Origin of the sequence: Cupriavidus taiwanensis, from assembly GCF_900249755.1 — a bacterium.
In the GTDB taxonomy this organism is placed as follows: Bacteria; Pseudomonadota; Gammaproteobacteria; order Burkholderiales; family Burkholderiaceae; genus Cupriavidus; species Cupriavidus taiwanensis_D.
The window spans coordinates 2,082,912-2,103,138 of record NZ_LT976854.1; the positions used below are offsets into that span (position 1 = coordinate 2,082,912).

The 20,227-nt window shown below is 67.2% G+C and carries 18 protein-coding genes; 10 read left to right on the plus strand and 8 right to left on the minus strand.

Features of this window, described 5'->3' with window-relative positions; translation table 11 throughout:
- Positions 1-135: 135 nt before the first annotated feature.
- Positions 136-1,914 (minus strand): biosynthetic-type acetolactate synthase large subunit, encoded by a 1,779-nt coding sequence (gene ilvB / locus CBM2594_RS24940; protein ID WP_116359441.1) that lies wholly within the window; start codon positions 1,912-1,914, stop codon positions 136-138.
- 434 nt (positions 1,915-2,348) lie between these two features.
- Between ilvB and CBM2594_RS24945 the strand changes: the two genes are divergently transcribed.
- The 6 genes from CBM2594_RS24945 to CBM2594_RS24970 all read left to right on the plus strand — a co-directional run bounded on the left by CBM2594_RS24945 (position 2,349) and on the right by CBM2594_RS24970 (position 9,473).
- Positions 2,349-4,511, plus strand: coding sequence for a TonB-dependent siderophore receptor (locus CBM2594_RS24945; RefSeq protein WP_116359442.1), 2,163 nt, complete (start codon positions 2,349-2,351; stop codon positions 4,509-4,511).
- A 275-nt stretch (positions 4,512-4,786) separates the two neighbouring features.
- Positions 4,787-6,319, plus strand: a complete 1,533-nt coding sequence (locus tag CBM2594_RS24950) for an NCS1 family nucleobase:cation symporter-1 (RefSeq protein WP_116359443.1) — start codon at positions 4,787-4,789, stop codon at positions 6,317-6,319.
- 43 nt (positions 6,320-6,362) lie between these two features.
- A complete protein-coding gene (locus CBM2594_RS24955; protein WP_116359444.1) occupies positions 6,363-7,097 on the plus strand; it encodes an aspartate/glutamate racemase family protein in 735 nt (244 codons plus the stop codon).
- A gap of 45 nt (positions 7,098-7,142) precedes the next feature.
- Positions 7,143-8,132 (plus strand): allantoinase PuuE, encoded by a 990-nt coding sequence (gene puuE, locus CBM2594_RS24960; protein ID WP_116359445.1) that lies wholly within the window; start codon positions 7,143-7,145, stop codon positions 8,130-8,132.
- Between the two features lie 89 nt (positions 8,133-8,221).
- Entirely contained in the window at positions 8,222-9,040 is an 819-nt protein-coding gene (locus tag CBM2594_RS24965) for a GntR family transcriptional regulator (protein ID WP_116359446.1), read from the plus strand.
- Between the two features lie 46 nt (positions 9,041-9,086).
- A complete protein-coding gene (locus CBM2594_RS24970; protein WP_232346747.1) occupies positions 9,087-9,473 on the plus strand; it encodes an MHYT domain-containing protein in 387 nt (128 codons plus the stop codon).
- Here CBM2594_RS24970 and CBM2594_RS24975 read toward each other — a convergent pair.
- The 7 genes from CBM2594_RS24975 to CBM2594_RS25005 all read right to left on the minus strand — a co-directional run bounded on the left by CBM2594_RS24975 (position 9,470) and on the right by CBM2594_RS25005 (position 16,124).
- Positions 9,470-9,850 carry a DUF427 domain-containing protein gene (locus tag CBM2594_RS24975; protein ID WP_116359447.1) on the minus strand — a complete coding sequence of 127 codons (381 nt, stop codon included), beginning with the start codon at positions 9,848-9,850 and terminating at the stop codon, positions 9,470-9,472. The genes CBM2594_RS24970 and CBM2594_RS24975 overlap by 4 nt on opposite strands.
- A gap of 51 nt (positions 9,851-9,901) precedes the next feature.
- The gene (locus tag CBM2594_RS24980; RefSeq protein WP_116359448.1) at positions 9,902-10,426 is read right to left on the minus strand and encodes a gamma carbonic anhydrase family protein; all 525 of its coding nucleotides are present in this window, start codon (positions 10,424-10,426) and stop codon (positions 9,902-9,904) included.
- 100 nt (positions 10,427-10,526) lie between these two features.
- Positions 10,527-11,516: a Bug family tripartite tricarboxylate transporter substrate binding protein gene (locus CBM2594_RS24985; RefSeq protein ID WP_116359449.1), complete on the minus strand. Its 990-nt coding sequence runs from the start codon at positions 11,514-11,516 to the stop codon at positions 10,527-10,529.
- Positions 11,517-11,576: 60 nt separating this feature from the next.
- Complete coding sequence (locus CBM2594_RS24990) at positions 11,577-12,740, minus strand: CaiB/BaiF CoA transferase family protein (protein ID WP_116359450.1); 1,164 nt, start codon at positions 12,738-12,740, stop codon at positions 11,577-11,579.
- Positions 12,741-12,748: 8 nt separating this feature from the next.
- On the minus strand, positions 12,749-13,696 hold the full coding sequence (locus tag CBM2594_RS24995) for a hydroxymethylglutaryl-CoA lyase (protein ID WP_116359451.1): 948 nt from the start codon (positions 13,694-13,696) through the stop codon (positions 12,749-12,751).
- Positions 13,697-13,926: 230 nt separating this feature from the next.
- Complete coding sequence (locus CBM2594_RS25000; protein WP_116359452.1) at positions 13,927-14,919, minus strand: tripartite tricarboxylate transporter substrate-binding protein; 993 nt, start codon at positions 14,917-14,919, stop codon at positions 13,927-13,929.
- Between the two features lie 38 nt (positions 14,920-14,957).
- A complete protein-coding gene (locus CBM2594_RS25005; protein WP_116359453.1) occupies positions 14,958-16,124 on the minus strand; it encodes a mandelate racemase/muconate lactonizing enzyme family protein in 1,167 nt (388 codons plus the stop codon).
- Positions 16,125-16,235: 111 nt separating this feature from the next.
- On the opposite strand from CBM2594_RS25005, the gene CBM2594_RS25010 reads away from it, so the two are divergent.
- From CBM2594_RS25010 to CBM2594_RS25025, 4 genes are all read left to right on the plus strand, one after another.
- Entirely contained in the window at positions 16,236-17,156 is a 921-nt protein-coding gene (locus CBM2594_RS25010; protein ID WP_116359454.1) for a LysR family transcriptional regulator, read from the plus strand.
- A gap of 137 nt (positions 17,157-17,293) precedes the next feature.
- A complete protein-coding gene (locus CBM2594_RS25015; RefSeq protein WP_116359455.1) occupies positions 17,294-18,250 on the plus strand; it encodes a LysR family transcriptional regulator in 957 nt (318 codons plus the stop codon).
- Between the two features lie 185 nt (positions 18,251-18,435).
- The gene (locus CBM2594_RS25020; RefSeq protein ID WP_116359456.1) at positions 18,436-19,128 is read left to right on the plus strand and encodes an SDR family NAD(P)-dependent oxidoreductase; all 693 of its coding nucleotides are present in this window, start codon (positions 18,436-18,438) and stop codon (positions 19,126-19,128) included.
- Positions 19,129-19,298: 170 nt separating this feature from the next.
- Positions 19,299-19,976, plus strand: a complete 678-nt coding sequence (locus CBM2594_RS25025) for a DJ-1/PfpI family protein (protein ID WP_116359776.1) — start codon at positions 19,299-19,301, stop codon at positions 19,974-19,976.
- Positions 19,977-20,227 lie beyond the last annotated feature (251 nt).

Consider the following 20,227-nt stretch of genomic DNA (forward strand, 5'->3'; position numbering starts at 1 on the left):
CTCGATGTCGTGAAGTTGGGGAAACAAGAGGGCGATTGCCTCTGTCGCTGTAACTTTACGAAGCGCCTTACCACAGGTCTATTATCATTTTTCGCCGGGCGCGATAACAATACGGTATGGCTCGGGCATGCAGTATCACGCCCCCGACGCCGGCAGCACCGCACTCTCCCCCAGCAACATCTCCCCCAGCCCGCGCCCGCCGCGGATCATCGGCCAGACGTTCTCGCTGCCGTCCACGCGGATATCGAGCAGCACCGTGCGCGAGGTTTGCGCCAGCGCCTCGCGCAGCGCGGGTTCGACCTCGGCCTCGGTGGTCGCCGACAGGCCGATGTGGCCATACGCACGCGCCAGCGCGGGAAAATCCGGCAGCGCTTCCAGGTAGGACTGCGCGTAGCGCCGCTCGTATTCGACGTGCTGCAGCTGCCGCACCATGCCCAGGTAGCCGTTGTTGAGCAGCACGATCTTGACCGGCAGGTCGTACTGCTTGCACGTCGACAGTTCTTGAATGCACATCTGGATCGAGCCATCGCCGGTGATGGCAATCACGTCGCGCGACGGGAAGGCGTGCTTGACCCCCATCGCATAGGGCAGGCCCACGCCCATGGTGCCGAGCCCGCCCGAGTTGATCCAGCGGCGCGGCTGCGTGAAGCCGTAATGCTGCGCGGCCCACATCTGGTGCTGGCCCACGTCGGAGCAGATGATGGCATCGCCGGCCAGCCGGCTCAGGGTCTCGATCACATACTGCGGCTTGATGCGCCGGCCATCGCGCGCATAGGCCAGGCAACGCCGCGCGCGCCAGCCCGCGATGCGCTGCCACCAGTCGGCATGGTCGGCCAGCGGCGCCTGCGCTTCGCGCAGCGCGGCGTTGAGCGCATCCAGCACGCGCCGCGCGTCGCCGACGATCGGCACGGTGGGCCGCACGCGCTTGCCGATGCTGGCGGGATCGATGTCGATATGGATGATCTGCCGCGGCGTGGCGCAGAAGTCCGCGACATCGCCGATCACGCGGTCATCGAAACGCGCGCCGATAGCGACCAGCACATCGCATTCCTGCATGGCGCGGTTGGCCTCGTAGGTGCCGTGCATGCCCGGCATGCCGAGGTAGCGCGCATCGGCGGCGGAGAACGCGCCCAGCGCCATCAGCGTGGTGGTGACCGGTGCATCCGCAAGCGTCGCCAGTTCGCGCACCGCGGCGGACGCGCCGGCCGTCACCGCGCCGCCGCCCACGTACAGGTACGGACGGCGCGCCTCCTGCAGCAAGCGGGCGGCCTGCCGGATCTGCCCCGCATGACCGTCCATGGCTGGCCGGTATGACCGCATCTCGACCTTGTCCGGATAGTGGAACGGCGCCGTGGCCAGCGCGACATCCTTCGGGATATCGACCAGCACCGGTCCCGGGCGCCCGCTGCGCGCGAGGTGGAAGGCTTTCTTCAGCGTCACGGCGAGGCTGCCGATGTCGGACACCAGGAAGTTGTGCTTGACGATGGGCCGCGTAATGCCGACCGCATCGCATTCCTGGAACGCGTCTTCGCCGATCATCGAGGTCGGCACGTTGCCCGACAGCACCACCAGCGGGATCGAATCGAAGTAGGCCGTGGCGATGCCGGTGACGGCGTTGGTCACGCCCGGGCCGGACGTCACCAGCGCCACGCCGACCTCGCCGGTGGCGCGCGCATAGCCGTCCGCGGCATGCACGGCGGCCTGCTCGTGGCGCACCAGCAGGTGGCGCAACAACGCCTGGCCGGCGATGGCGTCGTAGATCGGCAGCACCGCGCCGCCCGGATAGCCCCACACCGTGCGCACGCCTTCGGCGAGCAGGGCTTCGACAATCATCTCGGCGCCGCGCAGCATGCGCTGCCGGGGTTCGCCGCGCCTGGCAGCGGTATTGCGGAATTCGGGGTGGGGCAGGTTCATGGTTGCGCTCTCGATGCGGCCGGCGCGACAGCGCGCGGACCGGAACGAAAATTCTAGGGAGAGGCACACGGCATGGGCTGCCGAAATCCGCTGCCCGCGGCGGCCGCGGGCGCGGATCATGCCGCGACTGGCGGCGAGTACGAGGCGAATGTTCTGCCGGGCGTTCGGGACACTGCGCGGAACACCGCGCGCGGACGCCAATGCCAGTTAAGGCATCGAACACTACCGTCATTCCCGCGCAGGCGGGAATCCAGCGTCTTTCACGTCCCCTTCGGGGATGTTCCCACCGTCCGTTGCTTTCTTCCCAACACCGGTTTCGCTGCTTGACGCCACACCCGCGGGATGGGCATCATTCGGTCTTTTCGTAAATGCGAATTATTCGCATTTGTATTGACATTTACATACAGGTCTGCCTGTCTTCTGCTGTTCTCCTCATGAGCCGCCAAGTCCGAAGCGCCGCGCGTGCGCGCGCACCCCAACCCCGCCATCTCGCCGTGCTGGCGCAATTTGCCGTGCTCGCCGGCTTTCCGGCGACGGCCGCGCTGGCGCAGCAAGCCGCGGCGCCGGCCGATGCCGCGTCGCTGCCGGCAGTCACCGTGAGCGCCTCGGCGGTGGACGATTCCGGCCTGCAGCTTGAGAAAAAGGCCAGCACCGGCGCGCTGGGCTCGCGCACGCAGCTGGACACGCCCTACTCCACCACCATCGTCACCGGCGAAGACCTGGCCGAGCGCCAGGTGGCCAAGCTTGGCGATGTGTTCACCATGGATGCGTCGGTCAGCGACAACGGCAACGGCTACAACAGCTGGTCCAGCTACCTGAGCGTGCGCGGCCTGCAGATCGACTGGCAGAACGGCTTCAAGATCAACGGCCTGCCGTTCGTCGCCTACGGCATCACGCTGCCCTACGAGCATATGGAGCAGGTCGAGCTGCTCAAGGGACTGCCGGGCTTCATGTACGGCTTCGCCACGCCGGGCGGCATCGTCAACTACGTCACCAAGAAGCCGACCGACACCTTTACCGCGTCGTTCGAGCTGGGCTACCGCGCCGCCAATGTCTGGAGCGAGCACGTCGACCTGGGCGGCCGCGCCGGCCCCGGCGACATGTTCGGCTACCGCCTGAACGCGACGCACGAGGAAGGCACCCCCTACAACGCGCGCAATATCCGGCGCGACAGCGTGTCGCTGGGCCTGGACGCGCGCCTGACCAGGGACCTGACCTGGACCTTCGATTCGATCTACCAGGACCGCCGCGCCACCGGCCAGATGCCGTCGTTCAGCCTGTGGAGCTACGGCGATACCGCGCTGCCGGGCGCCGTGTCAGGGCGCATCCGCAATTTCGCCGGCGCCGACCAGCACCTGAACACCAACCTGCAGCTGTACAGCACCGGCCTGCGCTACCAGATCAATCCGGACTGGGCGGTCAGCACCAGCTACAGCTTCACCAAGGTCAACCGCAGCCGCAATGAAAGCACCTACAACCTGCTGAACCAGGCCGGCGACTACATCGACCAGCGCTACGACACCGCGCAGAACCAGCAGGTGGGGCAATGGCAGGCGATGCTGGAGGGCAAGTTCCGCACCGGCCCGTTCCGGCACCAGCTGGTGGCGGGACTGTCGTGGCAGAAGCAGATCGACCGCTATGACAACAACGGCTTCGGCGCGGTCATCGGCACCGGCAATATCTTCGCGCCCAACACCAACACCTATTACAGCTCGACCGCCTTCAACAAGGTGCGCAACAGCGACATCACGCAGAAATCGGTGTTCGCCAGCGATACCGTGCAGCTGAGCGAGCGCTGGTCGGTGCTGGCCGGCCTGCGCGTGACCAATTTCGAGCAGAACGGCTATGTGCCGGTCAGCTCCAGCTACAGCAAGAACGGCGTGGTCACGCCGACGCTGGCGCTGATGTTCAAGCCGGTGCCCACGGCGACCGTCTATGCCAGCTATGTCGAGGCGCTGGAGCCCGGCTCGATCGTGCCGGACGGCTACACCAACGCTCGCCAGCTGCTCAGCCCGATCCGCAGCAAGCAGTATGAAATCGGCGTCAAGGCCGACCAGGCCGCGTGGAGCGCCACCGCCGCCGCCTTCCGCATCGAGCGCGGCGCCGAGTACGACAGCATCAGCGCCGGCGTGCCGACGCGCCAGCAGGACGGCACCTCGATCTACCAGGGCCTGGAACTGGCCGGCGTGTACCGGCTGGGCTCGCAATGGGAGTTCGGCGCCAGCGCGATGTATCTCGATTCGTACTACGACAAGGGCGTGGCCAACAGCGGCAACCGCGTCGCCGGCGCGCCTGGCTTCATCATGGCCGGCCGCGTCAGCTACCGCGTGCCGTTCGTGCCGGGCCTGCGCCTGGGCGTCGACGGCAAGTACACCGGCAGCACCAAGCTCAACGCCGGCAATACGCTGAACGCCGGCGGCTATACGGTGTTCAACCTCGGCGCCAGCTACAGCACGCGCGTCGCCGGCAAGGACCTGACGCTGCGCGCCGCGCTGAACAACGTCACCAACAAGCGCTACTGGGGCTTCCAGTACGAGAACTACATCCAGCCGGCGGACCCGCGCAGCATCAGCCTGACGGCGAAGATCGCGTACTGACGTCCGGCCCGCGCCCGCACCAGCACCCGCTCCCTGGAGCGGGTTTTTTTTCGTCCGGCGCCGGGTGGCTTGCGCGCCGCGGCGGCCTGCTTCCGACTTCAGGGAAAACGAATGTTGACAATCACGAATGCGTGATCTACAACATCGTCTACACCCTTAATCCATTTTGTAGACAATTTAGTAGACACATAAACCCCCTCCCTGGCGCACCGCAAAGAGCCTCGAAGGGCCGCGGTTCGCCTATCGTCAAGACACACATCTGCCAGGAGACTCAGATGCTGCAAACCACCGCAACACCCGCCGACGCAGTGCAGCCGCAGGCCGGGCATGCCGCACACGGCAACGCCCTGATCAAGCCCGGCTACGACGAACGCCTGACCAACGAGGACCTGGCCCCGTTGCGCAAGCAGACCTGGGGCACCTACAACATCTTTGCGTTCTGGATGTCCGACGTGCACAGCGTCGGCGGCTATATCACCGCGGGCAGCCTGTTCGCGCTGGGGCTGACCAGCTGGCAGGTGCTGGTGTCGCTGCTGGTGGGGATCGTGATCGTGCAGTATTTCTGCAACCTGGTGGCCAAGCCCAGCCAGGTGACCGGCACGCCGTATCCGGTGATCTGCCGGGCCTCGTTCGGCGTGCTCGGCGCCAATATCCCGGCCATCATCCGCGGGCTGATCGCGGTGGCGTGGTACGGCATCCAGACCTACCTGGCGTCGAGCGCCTTCCTGGTGCTGGCGCTGCACTTCTTCCCGGCGCTGGCGCCGTATGCGGACCTGAAGCTGCACGGCTTTGCCGGGCTGTCGACGCTGGGCTGGGCCTCGTTCATGGTGCTGTGGGTGCTGCAGGCGCTGGTGTTCTGGACCGGCATGGAGACCATCCGCAAGTTTATCGACTGGGCCGGCCCGGCGGTGTACGTGGTGATGATCGCGCTGGCGGTCTGGCTGGTGAACAAGGCCGGCTGGGACAACGTGAACTTCACGCTGAGCTTCGTCAAGTACACCGGCTGGGAAGCGGTGCCGGTGATGCTGAGCGCGATCGCGCTGGTGGTGTCGTACTTCTCCGGCCCGATGCTGAATTTCGGCGACTTCTCGCGTTATGCCAAGGATTTCAAGGCGGTCAAGCGCGGCAACTTCTGGGGCCTGCCGGTCAACTTCCTGGGCTTCTCGCTGCTGACCGTGATCACCACCTCGGCCACGTTGCCGGTGTTCGGCAAGCTGATCACCGACCCGGTGGAGACCGTCAGCCATATCGACAGCACCTTCGCCATGCTGCTGGGCGCCTTCACCTTCATGACCGCGACCATCGGCATCAATATCGTCGCCAACTTCGTCTCGCCGGCATTCGACTTCTCCAACGTGTCGCCGAAGCACATCAGCTGGCGCACCGGCGGCATGATCGCCGCGGTGGCGTCGATCTTCATCACGCCGTGGAACCTGTACAACAACCCCGCGGTGATCCACTACACGCTGGACGTGCTGGGCGCCTTCATCGGCCCGCTGTTCGGCATCCTGATCGCCGACTACTATCTGGTGCGGCGCCAGCATGTCGACGTCGACGACCTGTACACGCTCAACCCGCGCGGCCGCTACTGGTACCGCAACGGCTTCAACCCGGCGGCGGTGGCCACCATGATTCCCGCCGCCATCATCCCGATCCTGTGCGTGGTGGTGCCGGCCTGGCAGGCGGCGGCCAACTACAGCTGGTTTATCGGCATGGGCATTGCGCTGGTGCTGTACCGGCAGCTGGCGCCGCGCATGATGCCAGGCCACCTGGCCGCGCCCGCCGCGCCGGCGGCCGGCCAGGCCTGAACCACATCTCTCCTTCGACCGCATATTCCTTTGAGCCGTGTCCATGAAGCTGAAGATCATCAACCCCAATACCACCGCAAGCATGACCGGGAAGATCGGCCAGTGCGCCCGCGCCGTGGCCGACCCCGGCACCCGCATCAGCGCGGTCAGCCCGCGCATGGGCCCGGCCTCGATCGAGAGCCACTATGACGAGGCGCTGTCGGTGCCCGGCATCCTCGACGAAATCCTGGCGGGCGAGCAGGAAGGCGTGGACGGCTACGTCATCGCCTGCTTCGGCGACCCCGGCCTGTATGCGGCGCGCGAAGTTGCGCGCGGCCCCGTGATCGGCATCGCCGAGGCCGCGATGCACATGGCCAGCATGGTCGGCAGCAGCTTCAGCGTGGTGACCACGCTGGCGCGCACCTGCAACATTGCCTGGCACCTGGCCGAGCGCTATGGCATGAAGCGCTTCTGCAGCAACGTGCGCGCCTGCGACCTGCCGGTGCTGGAGCTGGAGCGCCCGGGCTCGGACGCGCGCCGCATCATCACCGAGGCCTGCCGCCGCGCGCTGGTGGAAGACCGCAGCGAATGCATCGTGCTCGGCTGCGCCGGCATGACCGACCTGTGCGACGAGATCGCCGATGCCATCGGCGCGCCGGTGATCGACGGCGTCACATGCGCGGTCAAGCTGGCCGAGGCAATGGTCTCGGTGCGGCTGGCCACCAGCAAGCGCGGCGACTGGGCGCGGCCGCTGCCCAAGGCGTATGCCGGCATGCTGGCGCCGTATGCACTGAACTGAGGCGCTGAACTGATGTTTCCTGAACCTCTGACCCTATCGCGCAACATGCTCCAGACACGTTATCCCCGCGACCTGACCGGCTACGGCGCCCGGCCGCCCCACGCGCGCTGGCCCGGCGGCGCGCGCGTGGCGCTGCAGTTCGTCCTCAACTACGAAGAAGGCGGCGAGAACTGCGTGCTGCACGGCGACGCCGCTTCCGAACAATTCCTCTCCGAGATCGTCGGCGCCGCGGCCTATCCCGACCGCCACATGAGCATGGAGGGCATCTACGAATACGGCTCGCGCGCCGGCGTCTGGCGCATCCTGCGCGAGTTCGAGAAGCGTGGCCTGCCGCTGACCGTCTTCGGTGTGTCGATGGCGCTGCAGCGCCATCCGGAACTGACGCGCGCCTTTGTGGAACTGGGCCACGAGATCGCCTGTCACGGCTGGCGCTGGATCCACTACCAGAACATCGACGAAGCCACCGAGCGCGAGCACATGCGCATCGGCATGCAGATCATCAAGGAGCTGACCGGCGAGCTGCCGCTGGGCTGGTACACCGGCCGCGACAGCCCCAACACGCGCCGGCTGGTGGTCGAGCACGGCGGCTTGCTCTATGACTCGGACTACTACGGCGACGACCTGCCGTTCTGGACCGAGGTGGAAGTCACCGGCGGCGAGAAGAAGCCGCACCTGGTGGTGCCGTACACGCTCGACTCCAACGACATGCGCTTTGCCACGCCGCAGGGCTTCAATACCGGCGAACAGTTCTTCCAGTACCTGAAGGACGCGTTCGACGTCTTGTATGACGAAGGCGACCCGGGCGGCCAGGACAGCCCCAGGATGCTGTCGATCGGCATGCACTGCCGGCTGCTGGGCCGCCCGGGCCGCTTCCGCGCGCTGCAGCGTTTTCTTGACTACGTGCAGGGGCACGACAAGGTGTGGATCTGCCGCCGTGTCGACATCGCCCGGCACTGGGCGCAGGTGCATCCGTTCGAATCTGCGGCCCTTGCCACCGCGGCACGCGCCGCGTGCAAGGAAACCGCGCCGGCCTGAACCGCGGCCTCGCTGTTGCCATAGTTGTGTACGATATAGCCGTGTTTCGTCGCCAGTTCCGGCGACAGGCTGAATGTCCGTACCCTGATATGGCAACCACATCGAAAAAGGCGGCGCCCGGCGCCGCCACCAAAGCCCCGCGCCGCGCCGCCGTCAAGGCCGCCCCGAAAACCGCGCAGAAAGCCGCAGCCAGTGCCGCCGCGGACGACGAGGCTGGCCCGGAAGGCGCCGCCGGCGAGGCGTCGGCCACCGAGGCGATCTACCTGAGCCTGCTCTACGCCATCATGGAACACCGCCTGCTGGCGGGCACCAAGCTGGTCGAGGAACGGCTGTGCGAAGTGACCGGCGCCAGCCGGGCGCGCATCCGCCAGGTGTTTGCGCGCCTGGCGCACGAGAAGCTGGTGACGCTGGTGCCCAACCGCGGCGCCTTTGTCTCCAGCCCCACCGTGGACGAGGCGCGCGAGGTGTTCCAGGCGCGCCGCGTGGTCGAGCCCGCGCTCGCCGCCGAACTGGCACAACGCGCCACGCCGGCCAAGGTGCGCAGCCTGCGCCGCCATGCCATGGAAGAAGACAACGCGCGCTCCCGCGGCGACCGCGCGGCGATGATCCGCCTGTCGGGCGAATTCCATATCCTGCTGGCCGAGATGGCCGGCAACGCCATCCTGGAAAAGCTGATCCGCGAGATGGTGTCGCTGACCTGCCTCATCATCACGCTGTACGACCGCCCCGGCGCCCCCGCCTGCGCCGAGCACGAGCACCGGCAACTGATCGACGCCATCGAGCAGCGCGATGCCGCGCGCGCCAGCGCGCTGATGGCGGAACACCTCGAACACATCGAAGGCTCGCTCGACCTGAGCGTGCCGGACAGCGGCGCGCCGGACTTCTACAGCATCTTCAGCAAGGGCTGATCGGGACTAGACTTGCATCCAGGCAATCGCCAACCGGAGACCTGCCATGGATGCTGGCCAGCCCGCCGCCCCGCCTGACCCGCGCGCCCCGCCCGCCGTGGTTCCCCCGGCGCCGCCCACGCCGCAAGTGGTCCCCACCGGCTATCGCCAGGGCATCATCACCGCCATCACCGTGCTGCTGGGCTTTTCGCTGGGGTTCTGGCGCTTCTGGGGCTTTGAAGCCCCGGGCGAATGGGACTGGCGCTCGCTGCTTGCGGCGGTGTCGCTGCTGGTCGCGGTGGTGCTGCAGATCGTCGCGCTGTTCCGTGCGCTGCGCGTCGAAGACGATGCGGTGCCCGAGTACCGCAGGACGGTGCGATGCTTTATCGCCTCCGCCATTGCGCTGGTGATCGGCCTGGCCGCGGCGATGGTCGACGCGGCGCTGGAGGATTAGCTCCTGACGATCTCGATGCTGTCGACGCGGTCCGGATAGAACGCCAGGTACGAACCGATCGCGGCGACCGCGGCGTGCGGCGCCTCATAGCTCCACACCGCGTTGCGCGAACGCTCGCCGCCGGCGGCAATCGAGAAGTAGCTGCAATCGCCCTTGTACGGACAGTAGGTGGCGTGCGCGGTGCGCGCCAGCTGCGCCATGTCGACATGCGCGCGCGGCAGGTACTGCACAGGTGCATAGCCCGCTTCCTGCAGGGTCAGCGCGGCATCGCTGTCGGCAATGGTGAGGCCGGCCACCTTGACCACCACCCTGCCGGCGGTCGGCGTGATGGCGATGGGGTGGTCGGGGCCGGGGGTCTTGACGGGCTTGCCTGGCATCGTTGCTCCTGCATGGCGCGATGCAGGACATTCTAGGCGCGCGAGGGCGGCCTAGCCGATCTTTTCCAGCGCGGTGCGGTAATGCGCGGCGCGACGGGCATAGTCCTCCGCATTGGCACGCAGGTTCCTGACTTCGTCATCGGTCAGTTCGCGCACGGCCTTGGCGGGCGAGCCCAGGATCAGCGAGCGCGGCGGGAACTGCTTGCCTTCGGTCACCAGCGCGCCGGCGGCAACCAGCGATTGCGCGCCAATCGAAGCCTTGTTAAGGATCACGGCCTGGATACCGATCAGCGCGCCATCGCCCACCGTGCAGCCATGCAGCATGGCCTGGTGCCCCACGGTCACGCCGGCGCCAAGCACAAGCGGACAGCCGGGATCGGTGTGCAGCACGGCGCCTTCCTGGATATTGCTGCCGGCGCCGATTGTCACCGGCTCGTTGTCGGCGCGGATCACGGCACCGGGCCAGATCGACACGTGCTCGGCCAGTTGCGCGCGGCCGATGATGGTGGCTTCGGCCGCGACAAAGGCGTTGCCGGCGATGGCAGGCGCGAGCCCGCCAAGTTTGTAGAGAGTCATGATGTACGGTTTAGGACAAAGGGGTGCCATCGCGGCCAGCCCGGGTAAGGCTGTGGCCACGCTGGCAGCGGAAAGCGGAAAGCGGACAGAACCGGCCGGCCTATTCGACCTTGACGTTGGCCTTCTTCACCAGCGCGGCGTAGCGCGCGGCTTCGCTGCGGAAGAACGCGGCGGCGGCCTCGGGCGTGCCGGGCGCGATCACCGTGCCCTGCTTCTTCATCGCTTCCAGCACTTCCGGCGAGGTGAAGGCCCTGGCAAAGGCATCGTGCGTGCGCCTGACTTCCGCCGCCGGCATGCCGGCCGGGCCGATGACGGCGAACCAGCCGGCGACGTTGTAGCGCGGCAAGCCCTGTTCGGCGATGGTGGCAATGTCCGGCGCGGCGGGCGTGCGCTGGTCGCCGCACAGGCCGATCGCGCGCAGCGTGCCGGCCTTCAGGTGCGGCGCGACCGCGTTGAGCGCGACCACGCCCATTTCCACCTGCCCGGCGAGCAGGTCGTTGACCATCGGGCCGGTGCCCTTGTACGGGACGTGGCGCGCCGTGACGCCGGCCTCGTCCAGGAACATCTCGCCCGCCAGGTGGATGATGGTGCCGTTGCCAGACGACGCGTAGTTGTAGGCGTCGGGCTTCGCCTTGAGCAGCGCCACCAGTTCCTTCACGTTCTTCGCCGGCACCCTGGGATTGACCACCAGCACCAGCGGCGTGGTGCCGATCACGCTGATCGGCGTGACGTCCCTGATCGCGTCGAACGGCATGGTGCGGAACACGCTCGGGTTGATCACGTGGTTGTTCGACACCAGCCCGAGCGTGCTGCCGTCGGGCTGGGCCTTGACCACCGCGGCGGCGCCGGTGATGCCGCCGGCGCCGGGCAGGTTCTCGATCACCACCGGCTGGCCGAAGGCCTTGCCCAGCGCCGGGCCGGCGGCGCGCGCGATGGTATCGACGCCGGAGCCGGCGCTGATCGGCAGGATCAGGCGCACGGGCTTGCCGGATCCGCCCTGGGCCAGTGCTTCGAGGCCGGGAACGGCAAGAGTGGCGGCAAGCGTGGCGGAAAATGCCAGCGCGGACTTGAGCAGGGTGCGGCGTTGCATGCGTTGTCTCCGTATCGTTATCGTAGGGCGTGGCGGATACCGCTGTGGCGCGGCTTGCCGTCAGGCGCTTGCGCGGCGGTCCTTGCCAAGCCGCGCCAGGATCTCTTCGTTGTGCTCGCCGGCACGGGGCAGCGGGCTGCGCACGCCGGGGCGGCGGCCGCCCATCAGCAGCGGCAGCAGCACCGTGGGCGTGGTCGAGCCGTCGTCCGCCTGCATCGGCACCAGTCCGCCGCTGGCGAGCAGGTGCGGATCGTCGAGCAGCTGGTCGGGGCGCACGATCGGCGCATAGGGAATGCCGGCGGCCTCGAGCTTCGGCGCAAGTTCTTCGGATCGATGGTGGCGCAGGATCGCGCCCAGTTCTTCCAGCAGTCGCGGGCGCACGGCGACGCGCGAGGTGTTGCTGGCGTACTCGGGCTTGTCGACCAGCTCCGGGTGTTCCAGCACGTGGCACAGCGTGACGAACTGCTTGTCGCTGACCGCGCCGATAAAGAGCTGCTCGTCCTGCGCCAGCGTGAACACGTCATAGACGCTCCACGCCGACACGCGCGACGGCATCGGCGGCGGCGGCTCGCCGGTCATCGCGTACTGCTGCATATGCTGCGAGGCGAGGAACACGCAGTTCTCGAACAGCGCGCTCTGGATCTCCTGGCCGCGGCCGGTGCGGTCGCGCTCGCGCAGCGCGGCGAGCACGCCGATGGCGCCGAACATGCCGCCCATGATGTCGTTGACCGAGGTGCCGGCGCGCAGCGGCCGGCCGCTCGGGCCGGTCATGTACGACAGGCCGCCCATCATCTGCACCACTTCGTCCAGTGCCAGCCGGTGCTCGTACGGACCGGGCAGGAAGCCCTTGTGCGAGACGTAGATCAGGTGCGGGTAGACGCGCGACAGCGTGGCGTAGTCCAGCCCCAGCTTCTGCATCAGGCCGGGACGGAAGTTCTCCAGCAGGATGTCGCTCTGGCCCGCCAGTTCCGCCGCGGCGGCGCGGCCTGCGGCGGTGGTGATGTCGAGCACCACGCTTTTCTTGTTGCGGTTAAAGGCGCGGAAGAAGCCGATGCCCAGGCCCGGCAGGTTGCGCGTCTTGTCGCCGCCGGGCGGCTCGACCTTGATCACCTCGGCGCCAAGGTCGGCCAGGATCATGCCGCAGGTGGGGCCCATCACCATGTGCGTGAATTCGACCACGCGCACGCCGGCGAGCGGCAGGGGATTGCTGTTGTCTTGGGTCATTTCGTGCGTCAGGCAGTGATGGCCGCGGGCCGGGCCGCGTAGGTCTTGGGCAGGCCGGCGCGCCACAGCGTGCCGTGCAGGGTCTCGTCGCGCAGCCAGCCGGCCACGTCTTCGCGCAGCGCCAGCAGGCGGCCGATATCGATGCCGGTCCCGATACCCATGCTGCCGAGCAGGTAGGCCAGGTCTTCGGCGGCCACGTTGCCGCTGGCGCCGGGCGCATGCGGGCAGCCGCCGATGCCGGCCAGGCACGCGTCGAAGCGGGTCACGCCGGCGTCGAGCGCGGCACAGACATTGGCCAGCCCGAGCCCGCGCGTGTCATGGAAATGGCCGCACCAGAAGCGCTCGCCGGCGATATCGACGGCACGCGAGAACAGCTCGCGGACGCTGCGCGGATCGGCATAGCCGACGGTATCAGCCAGGCTGACGCGATCGGCGCCGGCATCGAGCAGCGCCTGCATCAGCCGCAGCACTTCCTCGGCATCGACATGGCCCTGCAGCGTGCAGCCGAATGCGGTACCGACGCCGCCTTCGATCAGCGTGCTGGCGCCGCTGGCATCGCGCGCGGCGCGGATGCGCGCCACTTCGGCAACGACTTCATCGGGCGTCTTGCGCAGGTTGGCGAGGCTGTGCGCATGGCTGGCCGACAGCGGCACGATCATCAGGTCGGCGCCGCTGTCCAGCGCATCCTGCGCGCCGCGCAGGTTGGGAACCAGCACCGAGGTGAACAAGCCCGGCAGCGTGCGCGCGAACGCGACCAGTTCGGCGGTATCGGCCAGCTGCGGCAGCAGCCGCGCGGGGACGAAGGAACCGACTTCCAGTTCGCGCAGGCCGGCGGCGTGCGCGCCGCGGATCCACGCGAGCTTGCTGGCGGTGGGCAGGATGGTGCGAATGCTTTGCAGGCCGTCGCGCAAGCCGACTTCGCGGATGACGGCCTGGCGGGGGAAGGGGTGGGTCATGGTTCTCCGGGACTCTCGGCGCCTCGGCGGGGGCGATGGGAAGAACTCTATGGGTTTCTGCGCGCAAGCTGAAGCGGTGATTTGCGCAGCCGAAGATGCCGAAATGGAAAGCCAGGAAGACGCCACGGCCTGGACTTCGTAAATTTGCCGCGGGCGATGCCATGGAGGCGAAGGGGAAAGGCTGAACGGCGCCCGACAGGGCGCCGTGTGTGGCGGCGAACGCTATGCCATCACTCCGGCTGAATGCCGGCGCCGGTGATGACTTTCGCCCACCGGTCCGCTTCTTCGTTAAAGAACTTCTTGTGGCCGGCCGGCGAGAGACGGTCGTCAGTGACAACCGTGATGCCCAATGCCTCCTCGCGTTCGATCAGCGCCGGGTCCTTCAGCGCTGCGCGCAGGGCCTTGTTGATCTTTTCGAGCACGGCCGGCGGCGTGCCGCGCGGGGCATACATGGCGTGCCATACGGTAAAGCTGAACCCGGGCAGGCCGGCCTCATGGAGTGTCGGAAGACCCGCCAGGGCCGGCACCGTCGAGCGTTGGGGGCTTGTCACCCCAAATGCCTTGACCTTCCGGGCTTCAATCTGCGGCGTACTGTTGGTGGCCTGCTCGCACAGCAGATCGACCTGCCCGCCCAGGAGGTCGGACATTGCGGGCGCCGTGCCCTTGTACGGGACGAAGGTCATGTCGCTTTTCAGCGTGCTTTGCAGCAGCAGGCTACAGAGGTGCGAGGCCGAGCCCACCCCGGCATTGGCCAGATTCAGCTTGGCGCCATTCGCGGCAATGAACGTCTTGAGTTCCGGCAGGTTGTTGGGGGGCAGCGCGGTCTTGCCGATCAGCGTCGACGGGGCCTCGTTGATCAGCCCCAGGAATTCCAGGTCCGAGGTCTTGTAGCCGAGTTTCTTGTACAACGCGGGCGCCGTCGCCAGGCCGATATGGTGGACCAGCAACGTATAGCCATCCGGGGCCGCCCGCGCGACGCGAGCCGTGCCGATGGTGCCGCCGGCACCAGCGGTATTCTCGACGACCACCGTGGTGCCGATTGTTTTTCGCAGCGATTCGGCGACGTCTCGTGCGATCTTGTCGCTCGGGCCGCCGGCCACGAACGGGACAACCAGGGTGACGGGCTTCTCCGGATATTCGGCACGGGCGGCGCCGGATGTGACGAAGATAGCGCTGCCAATGCATAGGGTGGCGGCGCGGATAGCCGCTTGCTTGTTCCACATGGTTGTCTCCGTTTATGTTTTCTGGAAAACGCTGCGGCTCAGGCCGACAGTTGCTGCATCACGCTGTACAGGTCTGACTTGCCTTCGAAGCCAATACCGGGCAGGTCCGGCATGGTCAGGTAGCCCTTGTCGACCTTGACGCCATCGGGGAAGCCGCCGAACGGCTGGAACAGGTCGGGGTAGCTTTCGTTGCCGCCCAGGCCCAGCCCGGCGGCAATGTTCAGCGACATCTGGTGACCGCCGTGCGGAATGCAGCGGCTGGCGGACCAGCCATGCTGCCTGAGCATCTCCAGCGTGCGCAGGTACTCGACCAGGCCATAGCTGAGGGCGCAGTCGAATTGCAGGTAGTCGCGATCCGGGCGCATGCCGCCGTAGCGAATCAGGTTGCGCGCGTCCTGCATCGAGAACAGGTCTTCGCCGGTCGCCATCGGCTTGTCGTAGTAGTTGCGCAGCGTGGCCTGCAGCTCGAAGTCGAGCGGATCGCCCGGTTCCTCGTACCAGAACAGGTCGTACTGGGACAGCGCCTTGGCGTACCGGATGGCGGTGTCGAGGTCGAAGCGCCCGTTGGCGTCGACGGCAAGCTTCTGGCCATCCTGCAGCACGCTCAGGATCGAGTCGATGCGGCGCAGGTCCTCGTCGAGCGAAGCGCCGCCGATCTTCTTCTTGACCACGGTGTAGCCGCGGTCGATGTAGCTGCGCATTTCGTCCTTCAGCTTGCCGTGGTCCTGGCCGGGGTAGTAGTAGCCGCCGGCAGCGTAGACGAATACCTTGCGGTCGGGCTGCCCGTTGCCGTAGCGGTCGGCCAGCAACTGGAACAGCGGCTTGCCTTCGATCTTGGCCACCGCATCCCAGACCGCCATGTCGATGGTGCCGATGGCCACCGAACGTTCGCCATGGCCGCCAGGTTTCTCGTTCGTGAACATGGTGTCCCAGATCTTGTGCGGATCCAGGTTGTTGCCGGTGGCATCGAGCAGTGACTCCGGGTCGGCTTCCAGAATGCGTGGAATGAAGCGCTCACGCATCAGGGTTCCCTGGCCATAGCGGCCGTTGGAATTGAAGCCATAGCCGACCACGGGCTTGCCGTCGCGGATCACGTCGGTGATCACCGCGACCAGGCTCAGCGTCATCTTGCTGAAATCGATGTAGGCGTTGCGGATGGGCGAGCTGATGGGGAAGGTCTTTTCGCGGATGGCTACGATTCTCACAATGTGTCTCCGGACTCATCTGACAGGAACGCGGGGGGCGTCGGAGTTCGTAGCTTAGGCGCGAAAAGGCCTACTACAATTGAATCACTTTCATTTCATTATTCACCCAAAGTGAAGACCGAGATCGCGTCCGAACTGGAATTCTTCGTGCTCATTGTCCGGCACGGCTCGCTGGCAGCAGCGGCGCGCGAACTGGACCTGACGCCGCCCGCAGCGACCAAGCGGCTGGCCCTGATGGAAAGCCGGCTGGGGGTACGGCTGGTGAATCGCACCACGCGGCGCGTCAGCCTGACCAACGAAGGCGAGACCTACCTGGCCTATGCCCAGCGGATCCTTGCGGACCTGCGCGAAATGGAAAGCGTTGTCGCGAGCAGCGGTGCCGAGCCGCGCGGACTGTTGCGCGTCAATGCCACGCTCGGTTTCGGACGGACCACCATTGCGCCGCTGGTGTCCGAGTTTGCGAAGCGCTATACCCAGGTGGAGGTGCAGCTCGAAGTGACGGATCGCCCTGTGGATCTGGTGGACAGTGGGGTCGACCTGGCGATCCGGTTCGGGACGCTACCGGATAATCGGCTGAGCGCCAGGCGGATTATGTCGAACCGTCGCTTTCTCTGCGCTTCGCCGGCCTACCTGGACAAATTCGGAGCACCGCAATCCCTATCCGAACTTCGTAACCATCGCTGCATCCTTCACAGACAGAACGACGAAGCCCACGCCATATGGCGCTTCGAGCGTGCCGGGCGTCACGACAGCGTGAAGGTTGCCGGGGCACTATCCAGCAACGACGGGGATATCGTCCTGGGCTGGGCGCTCGATGGGCACGGCATCCTGATCCGTTCCGAATGGGATCTGGCAAAGTACCTGGAAAGCGGTCGCTTGCGAGTCGTGTTGCCGCAGTTCAAGCTGCCTTCCGCTGATCTCTTTGTCTATTACCCGCAGCGCCGCAACCAGACCGCGCGGGCGCGTGCCTTCATTGATTTCCTGGTAGAGACGTTGCAGAAGCCGCTTGAACAGAAGGGGTCGCGGCGGTAGCAGCGGGCCGCTCAGAACACCACCGCGGCTGCCGGTCGACCTTAGGACCAGCGAAGCACGCACACGGAAGACTACGCCACTTGCGCCCCGGCTGCGCGCGTAACATTTGCATCCGGAGACGCCGCCCCCACTACCCTATGCGAGACCTCGACCTCACCACGCTGCGCCTGTTCGTCGCCGTCTGCGAAACCCGCAACATGGCGCGCGCCGGCGAACAGGAACATATCGTCGCTTCGGCCATCAGCAAGCGCCTGGCGCAGCTGGAGCAGACCGTCGGCGCCACGCTGCTGGAACGCCGGCGCCGCGGCGTGATCCCTACCCCCGCCGGCGAAATCGTGCTGGCGCATGCGCGCGCCATGCTGGCCGCGGCCGACCGCGTCGCGCGCGACATGGCCGACTACGGCTCCGGCGTGCGCGGGCAGGTGCGATTGCTCGCGACCGTATCGACCATGGCGGAATCGCTGCCGGACGACATCGCCGCCTTCATGCAACTGCCCGAGCACCGCGACGTGCGCGTGACCATCGAGGAGAGCCTGAGCAGCGAGGTGGTGCGCGCATTGCGCGACGGCAGCGCGCCGCTGGGCATCTGCTGGGACGCGGCCGACCTGGAGGGCTTCCAGACCCGCCCCTACCGCGCCGACCATCTCGCCGCCGTGGTCTATCCCGGGCACCCGCTGGCGCGGGCGGATACCTGCCGCTTCGAAGACACGCTGGACTACGACCAGATCGCCATGCCGGCGCAGACCGCGGTGCAGATCATGCTGGCGCGCTATGCCGCGATCCAGGGCCGCCGCATCGCGCATCGCGCCGTGGTGTCGACCTTCGACGCCGCGCTGCGCTGCGTGCGCGCGCAACTCGGCATCGTCATCATCCCGGCCGAGATCGCCACGCTGGTGGCCACGGCCTTTGGCCTGCGCGTGATCCCGCTGCGCGACGGCTGGGCGCGGCGGCGCTTTGCCATCTGCTGCCGCGACTTCTCGCTGCTGTCGCCGGCGGCGCAGCTGCTGGTGCAGTTCCTTGAGGACGCCGCGGCGAAGGAAGCGGCCGCGCCCGTTGCCATGTCCACGCAGGCGCGCGCGCGGCGCAAGCGGTAACCGCCGCGCGCAACTTCCTGTGCGTTTCAAGGGTTACCCCGAGGCGTTTTCGCAAAGTTATGTCACGTGCCGTTGCGTAGACTGGCTTGCGTTTTTCGCGGCCGGCCACGATGGTTGAAAAGGCAGAATGGCCAGGCGAAGCCTGACCCCCACCATGCGCGCCGCCACGGCGCAGGAGCACGCAAATGAACTTCCACGGCAAGAACGTACTGGTCACCGGCGCCAGCGGCAATCTCGGGCGCGCGGTCGCGCACGCCTTCGCACAGGCGGGCGCGCGCGTGGTGCTGCTGGACCGCCACGCCGCACCGTTGCCCGAGGGCGGCAGCGGCCACCTGGCGCTGCAGGCCGACCTGCTCGATGCCGACAGCCTCGGCCGTGCGATCGATCAGGCCGTGCAGGCGTGCGGGCGCATCGACGTGGTGTGCAACCTGGCGGGCGGCTTCGCCATGGGCACGGGCATCCACGAGACCAGCGCGGCCGACTGGAACCGGCTGTTCGACATGAACGTGGGCACGGTGCTGAACATGGCGCGCGCAGTGGTGCCGCACATGCTGGCCGCGGGTGGCGGCGCCATCGTCAACGTGGGCGCCAATTCGGCGGCGCGCGGGCTGGCGCAGATGGGCGCCTACTGCGCGTCGAAGGACGCGCTGGCGCGGGTCACCGAGTCGATGTCGGCCGAGCTGCGCGACCAGGGCATCCGCGTCAACGCGGTGCTGCCCAGCATCCTCGACACGCCCGAGAACCGCCAGGCCATGCCCGATGCCGACAGCTCGCGCTGGGTCGCGCTGGACGCGCTGGCCGACGTGATCCTGTTCCTTGCCTCCGACGCCGCCCGCGCGGTGCAGGGAGCGCTGGTGCCGGTGGTCAACCGCGCCTGACGCGGGAAAGGCACCTGCGACCTGGCGATTCAGGCCGTTGCCGGCGATCTTCATGGCCTGGACGCCAGCGATCGAAAATTCGAGGTTTTCGAATCCTGGCCAGCTGCGTAGGATGATTGCCAATGCCGGGGCTGGCCCGGCCGACCGCGGATGCAAACCGGAGCATGAACATGAAGATCCTGATGGTGCTGACCTCGCACGACCAGCTCGGCAATACGGGCAAGAAGACCGGCTTCTGGCTGGAGGAATTCGCCGCGCCCTACTACGTCTTCAAGGACGCCGGCGCCGACATCACGCTGGCCTCGCCCAAGGGCGGCCAGCCGCCGATCGACCCCAAGAGCGACGACCCGGATGCGCAGACCGATGCAACGCGGCGCTTTCGCGCCGACAGCGCCGCGCAGCAGGCACTGGCTGGCACGCTGACGCTGGACCAGGTGAAGGCCGACGACTTCGACGCGGTGTTCTATCCCGGCGGCCATGGCCCGCTGTGGGACCTGGCGGAAGACAAGCGTTCGATTGCGCTGATCGAGCGGTTCGACCGGCTGGGCAAGCCGGTGGGGGCGGTGTGCCATGCGCCGGGCGTGCTGCGGCATGTGAAGGGCGCGGACGGCCAGCCGCTGGTGCGGGGCAAGGAAGTCACGGGCTTTACCAACAGCGAGGAAGAGGCGGTGCAGCTGACCGCGGTGGTGCCGTTCCTGGTGGAGGATGCGCTGAAGGCCAACGGCGGGCGGTTTACGCGTGGGGATGACTGGGCCAGCCACGTGGCGGTGGCGGGCAAGCTGGTGACGGGGCAGAATCCGGCGTCGTCGGAGGCGGGGGCGCAGGCGGTGTTGGGGTTGTTGAAGTAAGCCCGACGGGTTCGCACTCCTGCCGGTTTGCTCCCCTCTCCCGCTTGCGGGAGAGGGGCCGGGGGAGAGGGCAGGCGGTGGCAATTGCGACAGCCTTCACTTCGTATGACGCTCCCCGCCCTCACCCCAACCCTCTCCCGCAAGCGGGAGAGGGAGTACACAAGCGGCAGTTGGAAAGTTCGAGGCAATGTTCCCGCTGCTGGTTTGCCCCCTCTCCCGCAAGCGGGAGAGGGAGTACCCAAGCGGGAGTT

What these genes read in the sequence shown, in the direction of transcription:
- CBM2594_RS24985 (WP_116359449.1), bottom strand. Translation starts at nt 11,516, where the DNA reads ATGCAACGCCGCACCCTGCTCAAGTCCGCGCTGGCATTTTCCGCCACG.
- CBM2594_RS24975 (WP_116359447.1), bottom strand. Translation starts at nt 9,850, where the DNA reads ATGCCAGGCAAGCCCGTCAAGACCCCCGGCCCCGACCACCCCATCGCC.
- CBM2594_RS24955 (WP_116359444.1), top strand. Translation starts at nt 6,363, where the DNA reads ATGAAGCTGAAGATCATCAACCCCAATACCACCGCAAGCATGACCGGG.
- CBM2594_RS24990 (WP_116359450.1), bottom strand. Translation starts at nt 12,740, where the DNA reads ATGACCCAAGACAACAGCAATCCCCTGCCGCTCGCCGGCGTGCGCGTG.
- CBM2594_RS24945 (WP_116359442.1), top strand. Translation starts at nt 2,349, where the DNA reads ATGAGCCGCCAAGTCCGAAGCGCCGCGCGTGCGCGCGCACCCCAACCC.
- CBM2594_RS25020 (WP_116359456.1), top strand. Translation starts at nt 18,436, where the DNA reads ATGAACTTCCACGGCAAGAACGTACTGGTCACCGGCGCCAGCGGCAAT.
- puuE (WP_116359445.1), top strand. Translation starts at nt 7,143, where the DNA reads ATGCTCCAGACACGTTATCCCCGCGACCTGACCGGCTACGGCGCCCGG.
- CBM2594_RS25015 (WP_116359455.1), top strand. Translation starts at nt 17,294, where the DNA reads ATGCGAGACCTCGACCTCACCACGCTGCGCCTGTTCGTCGCCGTCTGC.
- ilvB (WP_116359441.1), bottom strand. Translation starts at nt 1,914, where the DNA reads ATGAACCTGCCCCACCCCGAATTCCGCAATACCGCTGCCAGGCGCGGC.
- CBM2594_RS25025 (WP_116359776.1), top strand. Translation starts at nt 19,299, where the DNA reads ATGAAGATCCTGATGGTGCTGACCTCGCACGACCAGCTCGGCAATACG.
- CBM2594_RS24965 (WP_116359446.1), top strand. Translation starts at nt 8,222, where the DNA reads ATGGCAACCACATCGAAAAAGGCGGCGCCCGGCGCCGCCACCAAAGCC.
- CBM2594_RS24995 (WP_116359451.1), bottom strand. Translation starts at nt 13,696, where the DNA reads ATGACCCACCCCTTCCCCCGCCAGGCCGTCATCCGCGAAGTCGGCTTG.
- CBM2594_RS24980 (WP_116359448.1), bottom strand. Translation starts at nt 10,426, where the DNA reads ATGACTCTCTACAAACTTGGCGGGCTCGCGCCTGCCATCGCCGGCAAC.
- CBM2594_RS25000 (WP_116359452.1), bottom strand. Translation starts at nt 14,919, where the DNA reads ATGTGGAACAAGCAAGCGGCTATCCGCGCCGCCACCCTATGCATTGGC.
- CBM2594_RS24970 (WP_232346747.1), top strand. Translation starts at nt 9,087, where the DNA reads ATGGATGCTGGCCAGCCCGCCGCCCCGCCTGACCCGCGCGCCCCGCCC.
- CBM2594_RS24950 (WP_116359443.1), top strand. Translation starts at nt 4,787, where the DNA reads ATGCTGCAAACCACCGCAACACCCGCCGACGCAGTGCAGCCGCAGGCC.